This is a genomic window from Microbacterium alkaliflavum (assembly GCF_044325405.1).
Classification (GTDB): Bacteria; Actinomycetota; Actinomycetes; order Actinomycetales; family Microbacteriaceae; genus Microbacterium; species Microbacterium alkaliflavum.
In genome coordinates this window covers 594,549-606,196 of record NZ_JBIQWL010000003.1, presented here as the reverse complement: position 1 = coordinate 606,196, position 11,648 = coordinate 594,549, and the positions used below count along the sequence as shown (strand labels likewise).

9 protein-coding genes and 1 pseudogene are annotated in these 11,648 nt (G+C 71.0%); 1 reads left to right on the top strand and 9 read right to left on the bottom strand.

Annotated elements, in window-relative coordinates; genetic code table 11:
* Positions 1-372: 372 nt before the first annotated feature.
* The 3 genes and pseudogenes from ACH3VR_RS11855 to argH form a co-directional block, all read right to left on the bottom strand.
* Complete coding sequence (locus ACH3VR_RS11855; protein ID WP_397556494.1) at positions 373-1,131, bottom strand: hypothetical protein; 759 nt, start codon at positions 1,129-1,131, stop codon at positions 373-375.
* Positions 1,128-1,775, bottom strand: a complete 648-nt coding sequence (locus ACH3VR_RS11850) for a SatD family protein (protein ID WP_397556493.1) — start codon at positions 1,773-1,775, stop codon at positions 1,128-1,130. Before ACH3VR_RS11850 ends, ACH3VR_RS11855 begins: the two co-directional genes overlap by 4 nt.
* Before the next feature lie 65 nt (positions 1,776-1,840).
* Positions 1,841-3,145 (bottom strand): annotated as a pseudogene (gene argH / locus ACH3VR_RS11845) (argininosuccinate lyase); the annotation flags it as partial.
* 1,000 nt (positions 3,146-4,145) lie between these two features.
* Between argH and ACH3VR_RS11840 the strand changes: the two are divergent.
* A complete protein-coding gene (locus ACH3VR_RS11840; protein WP_397556492.1) occupies positions 4,146-4,802 on the top strand; it encodes a hypothetical protein in 657 nt (218 codons plus the stop codon).
* 248 nt (positions 4,803-5,050) lie between these two features.
* Here the strand turns inward: ACH3VR_RS11840 and ACH3VR_RS11835 are convergent, their stop codons facing one another.
* The 6 genes from ACH3VR_RS11835 to ACH3VR_RS11810 are packed head-to-tail and all read right to left on the bottom strand — an operon-like array spanning position 5,051 to position 11,462.
* Positions 5,051-6,175, bottom strand: a complete 1,125-nt coding sequence (locus tag ACH3VR_RS11835) for a heparan-alpha-glucosaminide N-acetyltransferase domain-containing protein (RefSeq protein WP_397556491.1) — start codon at positions 6,173-6,175, stop codon at positions 5,051-5,053.
* Positions 6,154-7,077: an ornithine carbamoyltransferase gene (argF, locus tag ACH3VR_RS11830; RefSeq protein WP_397556490.1), complete on the bottom strand. Its 924-nt coding sequence runs from the start codon at positions 7,075-7,077 to the stop codon at positions 6,154-6,156. Before argF ends, ACH3VR_RS11835 begins: the two co-directional genes overlap by 22 nt.
* Positions 7,074-8,294, bottom strand: a complete 1,221-nt coding sequence (locus tag ACH3VR_RS11825) for an acetylornithine transaminase (protein ID WP_397556489.1) — start codon at positions 8,292-8,294, stop codon at positions 7,074-7,076. Before ACH3VR_RS11825 ends, argF begins: the two co-directional genes overlap by 4 nt.
* Positions 8,291-9,190, bottom strand: coding sequence for an acetylglutamate kinase (gene argB, locus ACH3VR_RS11820; protein ID WP_397556488.1), 900 nt, complete (start codon positions 9,188-9,190; stop codon positions 8,291-8,293). Before argB ends, ACH3VR_RS11825 begins: the two co-directional genes overlap by 4 nt.
* Positions 9,187-10,344 carry a bifunctional glutamate N-acetyltransferase/amino-acid acetyltransferase ArgJ gene (gene argJ / locus ACH3VR_RS11815; RefSeq protein ID WP_397556487.1) on the bottom strand — a complete coding sequence of 386 codons (1,158 nt, stop codon included), beginning with the start codon at positions 10,342-10,344 and terminating at the stop codon, positions 9,187-9,189. The genes argB and argJ overlap by 4 nt, the downstream gene beginning before the upstream one ends.
* Complete coding sequence (locus tag ACH3VR_RS11810) at positions 10,341-11,462, bottom strand: N-acetyl-gamma-glutamyl-phosphate reductase (RefSeq protein ID WP_397556486.1); 1,122 nt, start codon at positions 11,460-11,462, stop codon at positions 10,341-10,343. Before ACH3VR_RS11810 ends, argJ begins: the two co-directional genes overlap by 4 nt.
* Positions 11,463-11,648 lie beyond the last annotated feature (186 nt).

Below are 11,648 nucleotides of genomic sequence, written 5' to 3'. Positions count from 1 at the left end.
TGGCATTTGACAAGTGCACGCTGTTGAGTTCTCAAGGATCGGATGCTCCAGCAAACCAGCCTCACGACCAGCCCCACTGGGCAACTTCACTATCTTATCTCACTCGCTCCGCTTGTCAAACCGGCCCATCCGGTCCGTTTCCGGGATCCGAGTGGCGGTCTTCGACGTGTCGAAGCAGCGAGAACCTCCGTCCGTGATCCGAAGGCGAGGCCTTGAGTGGATCTGGATGGAGGGTGGTTCTCCGCTTGAGGGGGGTAAGGCTCTCGGCCTCTCCGCTTCCCTGTGGGGCGAACAAGTAAAACTTACGTGGCTCCCGCGCATCCGGCAAATCCAGCCCACATCCCGGGCGTGTCGCGGCTCCCGAGCCCGGAATCACGGGGTCGCGAACCCCCACCACACCAGGAAGGCGGCGGCCAGCGCGAGCACCCAGCTGACGAGGCTTCCGATCAGGAAGTACTCGGCGCGGTTGCCAGCCGCGCTGTCTCGCGAGATCTCGGGAAAGCGCACGATGCCCTTGGCCGCGAGGATCGCCGCGAGGAGCGGATACATCGCCGCGAGCGTGAGCGCGAAGACCAGCATCCGCTCGAGCGGGCCGATGAGGCGCCCGCCCTTGAGCGCCGGCGCGGCGGCGAGCGGCACGATATCGGCGGCAGCATCCTCGGCGGGCGGCATCTCCCCGACGGCGACGCCCACTTGCACCTTCTCCTGCGCGAGCGCGGAGCGCACCACGACGTTCGACGACTCGAGGAGGAACAGCACGGCGCCGAGCGCGAGTACGGTCTGGTCGACGCCGATCACGCCCACGGGCGTGGGAAGCTCCCATACCGCTCCGAGAAGGCCCGGCGACGGTCGCGCCTGAAGAGCCGCGACCAGCACGGCGCACAGCGCGCCGACGGCGACGGCCGGCCAGAATCCCGCGCGGGCGGGTGCGCCGATCGGCGAGAGCCACATCCACGCGGCCGCGAGGGCGACGGCGAGCAGTCCCGCGAGGATCGCGTCGGACAGCGCGGCCAGGGCGATGACGACCACGGCGCCCGCCACCAGGCCGATCCAGCGCCCGCGGGCGGGGAGGAACTCGCGCAGGATGTCGGCCGCGCCGATGGCGAGCAGGATCAGCCCCGCGACGATCATGCGGTCACCTCGGCGCGGAGCAGCGCGAAGCCCTCGAGGATCGCGTGGGCTCCCGCGCCGGCGAGGGCCTGCGAAACGGCAGGCTGCGTGATGCCCTGCGCCTTCGCGAGCTCTTTCTGGGTCGCGCCGAGGCAGCGGCCGTAGACGAGACGGCGCTCCCGCTCGGTCATGGCGCCGACGAGCTGATCGCGCGTCAGCAGATAGGCGTTGGCGAGCGTGGCGGAACGGTGCACTCCAGCATCCTCGCCGGAGGATGCGACAACCCACGTGCGCGCGCTCGGCGCGGCGCGCTGCTGCTTCGCGTGGACCGCCTCGATCGCCTCGCGCGCTGCCCACCAGCCTGGGCCGTCGGGGATGTCGCCGCTCACGGACGCTATGGTTCCGATGCTGCCGATCCCGAGTCCGAAGCGGCATTCCAGCCCGTCGGGCAGTGCGAGCTGGAGGAGCAGGAGCCCTGCGAGCGCGGCCTCGAGCGCGGGATAGACCCCCTGCTGCTCGTCGCCGACGGTCGGTCGCAGCGGCTGCGACGCGAGTGGAAGGGCCGCCTCGACGTCCGCGATGGCGGCGTCGAGCACGCGCTGCGCGTCAGGCCGGTCCGGCAGGCGCCGCGAGCCGACCATGTCGACGATGACTGCGACGGGCATGCGATAAGGGTATCACTTATTTCCGGATGAAATAAGAGAATGGCTTATCTTTCGGGAAGATAAGCTCACAGCCCCAGCGCATGCGCAGCGCCCTGGGCGCGCGCGACGAGCTCGGCGCGCTGCTCCGCGACGCGCACGGGTGCCGTTCCCCCGGCGCCCGCGCGGGACGCCACCGATCCCTCGATCGTCATCACGTCGCGCACCTCCGGCGTGAGCGCCGGGGAAACGGAGGCAAGCTGCTCGTCGGTCGCCTCGTGCAGCTCGATCCCCTCCGCCTCGCACAGTTTGACGAGCGCGCCGGAGATCTCGTGCGCATCGCGGAACGGCACGCCCTGACGCACGAGCCAGTCCGCCACGTCGGTCGCGAGCGAGAAGCCGAGCGGCGCGAGCTGCGCCATGCGCTCGGTGTCGAACCGCAGCGTCGCAATCATGCCCGCGAACGCCGGCAGCACGACCTCGAGCGTCGTCACCGAGTCGAAGACGGGCTCTTTGTCCTCCTGCAGGTCGCGGTTGTAGGCGATCGGGAGACCCTTGAGCGTCGTGAGCAGGCCGGAGAGGTTGCCGACGAGCCGCCCGGCCTTGCCGCGCGCAAGCTCGGCGATGTCGGGGTTCTTCTTCTGCGGCATGATGCTCGACCCTGTCGAGTACCCGTCGTCGAGCGTCACGAAGCCGAATTCGCGCGTGTTCCAGAGGATGACGTCCTCCGCGAAGCGCGACAGGTCGATGCCGATCTGGGCCGCGATGTAGGCGAACTCGGCGACGACGTCGCGCGCGGCCGTGCCGTCGAGCGAGTTCTCCGACGGCCGCGCCAGCCCCAGCTCGCGCGCGACGAGTTCGGGATCGAGCCCGAGCGACGAGCCCGCGAGCGCTCCCCCGCCGTACGGCGAGACGGCGGCGCGCGCCGACCAGTCCCGCAGCCGCTCGAGGTCGCGGACGAGCGGCCACGCATGCGCCTGCAGGTGATGCGCGAGCAGGATGGGCTGCGCGTGCTGCAGGTGCGTGCGACCCGGCATGATGGCATCCCGGTGCGCATCGGACTGGGCCACGATCGCGTCGATGAGGCGCAGGATGTCGCGCGCGATCGTGCGCGAGTGATCCAGCAGGTACATCCGCACGAGGGTCGCGATCTGGTCGTTGCGACTGCGGCCGGCCCGCAGTTTGCCGCCCAGCTCGGGGCCGACCTCGCGAAGGAGCGCAGCCTCGAGCGCGCCGTGCACGTCCTCGTCGCCGGGGGCGGCGCGCAGCGTGCCGTCCTGGATGCCGCGGGCGAGGGCGTCGAGCCCCTCGTGCATCGCGTGCTCTTCGTCGGCTGTGAGGTAGCCGGCGGCGGCGAGCGCCTTCGCGTGCGCGTGCGAGCCGGCGATGTCGTAGACGGCGAGGCTCCAGTCNGGGGGCGGCGCGCAGCGTGCCGTCCTGGATGCCGCGGGCGAGGGCGTCGAGCCCCTCGTGCATCGCGTGCTCTTCGTCGGCTGTGAGGTAGCCGGCGGCGGCGAGCGCCTTCGCGTGCGCGTGCGAGCCGGCGATGTCGTAGACGGCGAGGCTCCAGTCGAAGTGCGTCGAAACGCTCAGTGCCGCCAGTTCGGGCGACGGGCCCGTCGCGAAGCGGGCGCCCCACAGCGCGCCCTCGTTGGTGCCTTTGGTCTCGCTCACCGCTCCAGCCTATCCACGGGCGGGGAGGGCTCCTGCGCGAGGTCGAGCGGCGGGATGCTCGCCACCCGGTCAGTGGGCGCAATCCGTCGCGTCTCGCACGGCGTGCGACGAATTGCGCCCACCGAGGTGTCGGGCGTGAGTCACCCGGGCGAGTCAGTGGGCGCAAACCGCCGCCTCTCGCACGGCACCCGACGAAATGCGCCCACTGGAATGTGCCCTCGGCGTCGCCGGACTCTCCTCCCCAGCGCGGGAAGTCGGAGGGATCTCCACATCTCGCGCGGGGCAATACTCGCGGCGGCGGCGAGAAGGCAGGTTGGTCGCATCGCTCCCAAACCCCGCCCCCTTCCCGACTCGCTCGGCGACGCCTTCTCCGTCCGCGCGGCACTCGCCGCAGGGGTCTCCCCGCGACGACTCCGCAACGCCGACCTCGAGTCGCCGTTCCACGGGGCGCGACTCGCCCCTGCGACAGAGTCCGATGAGGACGAGGACACGAGTCCGTACGCACGTGAGGCCAAGCGGCTGCGGGAGGACGTCACCCGACGGTCGAGAGCATTCCTGAGCGCCGGCCCCGCTCATTCGTTCCTCTGCCTCGTCCCTGCCGCTGTGCACTGGGAGCTGCCTCTGCCCCTGCGGGTACTGCGGCCCATCCCGCCGGAGACGGCGCCCGCGAACCCGCATGAGCCGGCGTCAGCCGCCTCGCCCCGTGATCTGGACGTCGGAGTGTTCCTTCCCCACCGCTCGTCACGGGCGGCCGGCGTGCGCGGACGCCGCTTCGACCCCGCCTTCAGCCACGTCACCGAGCACAGCGGGTTGCGGCTCACAACGCCCTCGACGACCTGGGTTCATCTTGCGTCGGAGCTCACCGTCGACGAGCTCATCATGGTCGGTGACGCGATCGTGAGAGTGCCGCGGCGGCGCGGGATGATCCACGGAACGGATGCCGATGCACTGGCGACGATCGCGGAACTCGAGCTCGCGCTCGACACCGGCCGCCGACAGGGCGCCGCGAAGCTCCGCGCTGCACTCCCACAAGTGCGCGTCGGATCAGCTTCGCCCCCGGAGACACGGCTCCGCCTCGCATGCCAGCGCGCCGGTTTGCCTGACCCGGAGCTCGACTACGACGTGTTCACCCTCAGCGGCGCGCCCATCGGGTACACCGAGCTGGCCTTCCCCGACTATCGGACGCTCGTCGAGTACGAGGGCGACCACCACCGGGTCGACCGGGCTCAGTGGACACGCGACATCGAGAAGCACGCGGCGTGCTTCTCCGCGGGCTGGGCGGTCGTACGCCTGACGTCTGCCCACGTGTATCCGTCCACCGCCCCGGCGATCGAGCTCATTCGCCGGGACCTCGTGCGCGGCGGCTGGCGGCCCTGAGCCAACCCTCAGCGTGTCAGTGGGCGCGTACTGTCGCGTCGGGAGCGGGATCCGGCCGAACGCGCCCAGCGAACCGGCGAGCGGGCGCGCCCGCGGCAGGTCAGTGGGCGCGTACCGTCACGTCGGGAGCGGCATCCGGCCGAACGCGGCCAGCGAACCGGGGCGCGGTCACGTCTGGGGCGAGTCAGTGGGCGCAAACCGTCACGTCGGGAGCGGGATCCGACCGAACGCGTCCACTGGACACGAGTTCAGCGGGGGCCGGGGCGGCCGGGCACGGCGCGGCGGGTGAGGACGTCGGTGAGCCATTCGAGCGGCCCGCGCCCGACGAGCAGAGCCCACGCCGTGCAGCCCGCCACGATCCCGAGCGTGAGCGGCGGGAAGGGCTCGAACGCGCGGAACTCGACGAGGGCGCCGGTGTCGCCGATCGCGATCGCGGCCCAGATCGCCCAGACGACGAGCTGCGCCGTGTAGGCCGTCAGCGGCATCGCGCCGACGGCGCGCAGGGGAAGCACGATCCAGCGCAGGAAGGTGCGGCACAGGAGCAGGGATGCCGCGATCACGGCGAGCGCGAAGCCGCCCGACCCGATGACCTCGAGCAGCCCGCTCGAGTGGGGCCGGGCCGTCCAGACAGCCGTCGCGAGCGAGGAGTACTCGAGCATCGGGTCGGGAGCCGCCAGCCCGTGCAGACCGTAGCCCACGACGGCGAGCGCGGTTCCCGCGCCCAGCATCCGGAGTTGCACCTCGATCCGACGGATACCCGCCCGCGCCACGCCGAGGCCGGCGAGCACGAAGGCGATCCAGACGAGGAACGGATAGTGCCAGCCGAGAAGGGTCGAGACGCGGTCGCCCGCCGCCGTCGACCAGAAGGCCCGGTCGTCGAGCCATGCTTGGATCCAGGGCATCACGAGCGCGACGGAGCCCGCCACCACGAACAGGGTGCGGGCGCCGAGGCCCGCCAAGGGGATCGCGAGCACGAACAGCACGGCGTACGCGGGAAGGATCACGTAGACGGGCACTCCCGTCGCGATCAGGGCTGCGCCCACGAGCCACAGGATCACGGCGCGCACGAGGAGACGGAGGCGCGCCGTGCGCATGGCGGGGCCGCGCAGCGGCGCGGTTCCGCCCGTCACGAGCCCGATCGAGACCCCCGCGAGGGTCGCGAACAGGATCGACGAGCGCCCGTCGACGATCGCGATCCACGTGGACGGGTCGGCCGGCACGAGCTCGGGCCTCGCCACGAGGTGCGCTGTCAGCATCCCCAGGATCGCGAGTCCTCGCGCGAGATCCACGCCTGCGATGCGCGCAGGTCCGTTGAGCCGCTCCCAGCGGGAGCGGAGCCAGGATCGCTCGACTACTCCTGCCGGAGCAGCCACACCAGGAGCGCCTTCTGCGCGTGGAGTCGGTTCTCGGCCTCGTCCCACACGACGCTCTGCGGACCGTCGATCACCTCGGCGTCGACCTCGTACCCGCGGTCGGCTGGCAGGCAGTGGATGAAGATCGCCTCGGGCTTGGCGAGCCCCATGATCTCCTGCGTCACCTTGTAGCCGCCCAGATCGCGCAGGCGCGCGAGCTTCTCCTCCTCCTTGCCCATCGACACCCACGTGTCGGTCACGATGACGTCGGCGCCTGCCGCGGCCTCGTTGGCGTCGGTATAGAGGGTGACCGAGCCGCCCGTCTCGGCGGCGCGGCGGTCGGCGTCGGCGATCACGTCGTCGCGGGGCGCGTAGTCCTCGGGCGAGGCGACGCGGACGTGCATCCCCGCGGTGACGCACGCGAGCACGTAGGAGTGCGCCATGTTCGACATGCCGTCGCCGAAGAACGCGAGCGTCAGCCCCTTCAGCTCGCCCTTGTGCTCGCGGATCGTGAGCAGGTCGGCGAGCAGCTGGCATGGGTGGAAGTCGTCGCTCAGCGCGTTGACGACCGGCACGCGCGTACCCTTCGCCATCTCCTCGAGACCGGCCTGCGCGTAAGTGCGCCACACGATCGCCGCCACCTGGCGCTCGAGCACGCGCGCCGTGTCCGCGGGGGTCTCCTTGCCGCCGAGCTGGCTGTTGGCCGTCGAGATGATGAGAGGCGATCCGCCGAGGTCGGCGATCCCGACGGCGAACGACACCCGCGTGCGGGTCGACGACTTGTCGAAGATGACCGCGACGGTCTGGGGGCCCTCGAGGGGCTTGAGCTTCCAGCGGTCCTTCTTGAGGGCGACGGCAAGGTCGAGGATCTCGTCCTGCTCCGCCTGGGTCAGGTCGTCGTCGCGCAGGAGGTGGCGGGTCATGCCGAGACCTCGTTCCCATCGAGCACGAGTGCATCCGAGACGGTCGCGAGCGACGCCGCGAAAAGGTCGACGAACTCGTCGATCTCGACGTCGCCGATGTTGAGCGCCGGCACGAGACGGATCGTCTCGTCGTTCGGTGCGTTGACGACGAGACCGTGCCCCTGCGCGGCCGCCACGACGGCCTTCGCGACGGGATGCGTCAGGCCGACGCCGATGAGCAGGCCCTTGCCGCGGCATCCCTCCACCAGCGGCGAGCCGATCCCCTCGATCGCCGCGCGCAGCTGCGCACCGCGCTCCTCGGCGTTCGCGACGAGGCCGGCCCGCTCGATCTCGCCCAGGACCGCGTCCGCCACGGCCGTGCCGAGCGCGTTGCCGCCGAAGGTCGAGCCGTGCGTGCCCGGGTAGAACAGGTCGCTCGCGGCGTCGAACGTGATGAGCGCGCCGATCGGGAAGCCCCCGCCGATGCCCTTCGCGACGGTGATGGCGTCGGGGGTGATGCCCTCGTGCTGGAAGGCGAACCACTCTCCCGTGCGCCCCGCGCCGGTCTGGATCTCGTCGATGATCAAGAGCGCGCCGTGGCGCTCGGTGAGCTCCCGCGCTGCCCCGAGGTAGCCCTCGGGCAGCTCGACGACGCCCGCCTCGCCCTTGATCGGCTCCACGAACAGCGCCGCGACGCGGTCGTCGATCGCGGCCTCGAGCGCCTCGACCGTCGAGTCGATGAACTCGACGCCGCCGACCATGGGCTGGAAGGGCTCCTGCATCCAGGGCTTGCCGGTGAGGGCGAGAGTGCCCATCGTGCGCCCGTGGAAGGCGTCCTTGAGCGACAGGATGCGGGGACGCTCGGCGCCGCCGTGCAGCCGGGCGAGCTTGAAGGCAGCCTCGTTCGCCTCCGCGCCGGAGTTGCCGAAGTAGACGCGGCCCGTGGGTCCCGTGCCGGCGATCCGCTTGAGGCGCGCCGCGAGCGCGAGCTGCGGCTCGGTCGCGAAGTAGTTCGAGACGTGCGACAGCGTCGCCGCCTGCTTCGAGATCGCCTCGACGAAGACCGGGTGCGCGTGCCCGAGCGAGTTCACCGCGATGCCCGCGAGGAAGTCGAGGTAGCGTCGGCCGGCACCGTCCCACAGGTAAGCGCCCTCGCCGCGCGTGAACAGCGCCATCCGGTCGCCGAAGCTCCGCACCAGGTCGCGCCCCGCGTCATCCTGCCATGTCGTCGTCGTCATCCGACCACCACCTCCGTTCCGATTCCCTTGCTTGTGAAGATCTCGACCAGCACCGAGTGCGGCACGCGGCCGTCGATGATGGCCGCCGTGTCGACTCCCCCTTCGACGGCCTCGAGGCACGCCGACATCTTGGGGATCATGCCCGACTCGAGCGTCGGCAGCATCGCGCGCAGCTCTGTCGAAGTGAGGTGCGACACCAGCGAGTCGCGGTTGGGCCAGTCGGCGTAGAGCCCCGGCACGTCGGTCAGCACGACGAGCTTGGCGGCGCCGAGCGCGACGGCCAGGGCCGAAGCAGCGGCATCCGCGTTGACGTTGAGCGAGTGCCCCGGATTGTCGAGGTCGGGGGCGATGCTCGAGACGACCGGGATGCGGCCTGCCGCGATCTGATCGAGCACGGGCTGCGGGTCGACCTCCACGACGTCGCCCACGCGGCCGAGGTCGTGCTCGACACCCTCGATCGTGACGCCGCGGCGTCGTCCGCCGAACAGCCCCGCGTCCTCGCCGGACAGACCTGCCGCGAGCGGGCCGTGGGCGTTGATCTTCGCGACGAGCTGCGGATTGATCTGGCCCGTCAGCACCATGCGCACGACGGAGATCGCCTCGGTCGAGGTGACGCGGTAGCCGCCCTTGAACTCGCTCGGGATCGCCAGCCGGTCGAGCATCGACGAGATCTGCGGGCCGCCGCCGTGTACGACGACGGGCTTGACCCCGACGTAGCGGAGGTAGGCGATGTCGGAGGCGAAGGCATCCTGGAGCTCTTCCGACACCATCGCGTTGCCGCCGTACTTGATGACGACGATCTGCTCGCTGAAACGCCGCAGCCAGGGCAGAGACTCGATGAGGGTCGCGGCTTTCGACGAGGCCTCTTCGGGATCGGTGTCTTGAAGGTCGCTCATGAGGAGTACGCGCTGTTCTCGTGGACGTAGTCGTGCGTCAGGTCGTTGGTGAGGATCGTGGCCTCCGAGTCGCCGACCTTGAGGTCGATGAGCAGATCGGTGGCCCGCGGCGTCAGGTCGACGGCCTCGCGCGGCTGGTCGGGACCGCCCGCGGAGCAGACGCGCACGCCGTTCATCCAGACGTCCACGTCGTAGGGGTCGAAGACGGCGTCGGTCGTGCCGATCGCGGCGAGGACACGGCCCCAATTGGGGTCGTTGCCGAAGATCGCCGCCTTGAAGAGGTTGTTGCGGGCGACCGAACGCCCGACCTCGACGGCCTCCTCCTCGGAGGCCGCGTGCACGACGCGGATCGTGATGTCGTGGCTCGCGCCCTCGGCGTCGCCCTGCAGCTGCCGGGCGAGGTCGGCGCAGACCTCGGCGAGCGCGGCGCGGAAGGCGTCGGCGTCGGGTGCGACCCCGGACGCCCCGCTCACGAGGAGCGACACCTGGTCGTTCGTCGACATGCAGCCGTCGGAGTCGAGGCGGTCGAAGCTGGTGCGGGTCGCGGACCGCAGGTGCGCGTCGGCCTCTTCCGCCGTGAGCACGGCGTCGGTCGTGATGACGACGAGCATCGTGGCGAGGCCGGGCGCCAGCATCCCGGCCCCCTTCGCCATGCCGCCGATCGACCAGCCGTCACCCGTGTGCGTGCTGCGCTTGGGCCGGGAGTCGGTCGTCATGATCGCCTCGGACGCGATCTCGCCGCCGTCGGTGCTGAGTGCCGCGATGCCCTGTTCGGTGCCGTCCAGCACCTTCGCCCGGAACACTTCGTCGCCCGTGCCGATGAGACCCGTCGAGCACACGAGGATGTCGCCCGCGCTGACGCCGAGCAGCTCGGCGGCCTTCTCGGCGGTCTGATGCGTCGTCTGGAAGCCGAACGAGCCCGTGAAGCAGTTGGCGCCGCCCGAGTTGAGGACGATCGCCTCGACGACGCCGTCCTGGATGACCTGCTGCGACCAGATGATCGGGTTGGCCTTCGCGCGGTTGCTCGTGAAGACGGCCGCGCCGACCTTGAGCGGGCCGCGGTTCACGACGACGGCGACGTCGGGCTTGCCGGTCGACTTGAGTCCGACCGCGACTCCGGCGGCTTCGAATCCCTGGGGCGCGGTGACGCTCACGGCGCGACTCCGTTCACGGTGAGGCCCCGGCCCTCCGGCACGCCGAGGGCGAGGTTCATGGACTGGACTGCGGCGCCGGCCGTGCCCTTGACGAGGTTGTCGACCGCGGCGACGACGGTGACGCGGTTCGCGTCGCGGTCGATCGCGAGGCCGAGGAGTGCCGTGTTCGCGCCGATGACGTCGGCCGTCCGCGGGAACTGCCCAGCGGGCAGGAGCTGCACGAAGGTCTCGTCGCCGTAGACGGCTTCCCACGCGCCGCGGATGTCGTCGTCCGATGCGCCGGGGGCGATGGGAGCGGACGAGGTCGCCAGGATGCCGCGGGCCATCGGCACGAGGACGGGCGTGAAGGAGATCCGGATGCCGGATGCGGCCGATGTGCCGTCGGAGGATGTGGCCGATGTCGGAGCATCGGCGGCAGATCCCCCGGCATTCGCCGGATTCTCCGACCGGGCCGCGGCGAGCGCCTGGCGGATCTCGGGGATGTGCCGATGCGTGCCGCCGACGGCATAGGGGTTCGCGGAGCCGAGGAGCTCGCTCGCCAGGAGGTGCGTCTTGAGGCTCTTGCCCGCACCCGAGGGGCCGACGGCGAGGACCGTCACGATGTCGGACGGGTCGATGACGCCGGCCGCGACACCCGGCGCGAGGCTCAGACTCACGGTCGACGCGTTGCAGCCGGGGGCGGCGATGCGGGTCGCACCGACGAGGTTCTGGCGCTGCTTGCCGCCCGCGACGGGGAGCTCGGGGACGCCGTACGCCCACGGCTCGTGGAACGCACCGCCGTAGAAGCGATCCCAGTCCGCCGACGACGTCAGGCGGTGGTCGGCGCCCGCGTCGATGACGAGCGCGGCGTCTGCCAGGGCATCCGTGTACTGGCCCGACTGGCCGTGCGGCAGGGCGAGGAAGACGATGTCGTGCCCGGCGAGCACCTCGGGCGTGGTCTCCTCGAGCGTGAGGTGCGCGAGCGACCGGAGGTGCGGCTGGTGCTGGATGAGGGGCTGTCCGGCGTTCGAGTGCGCCGTGACGGTGCGGATCTCGACGTCGGGATGTGCGGCGAGGATCCTGAGGATCTCACCGCCCGCATAGCCGGATGCGCCGGAGACGGCGACCGAGTATGTCATGGATTCCACCTTAAGGTCTGGGCGACGGGTCGAAGTTCAGCCGAAGCGCGTGTGACGGCTTCGGGAGAGGCGGCGACGCCCACCCGTGGCTCCACGACGGAACCGCGTGCAGGGGTCGCCTAGAGTCGGCGTCCGCCCTGACGTCGGCGCGCGGGAACGACGCTCGCAAGGAGCGTCTGAAGACCC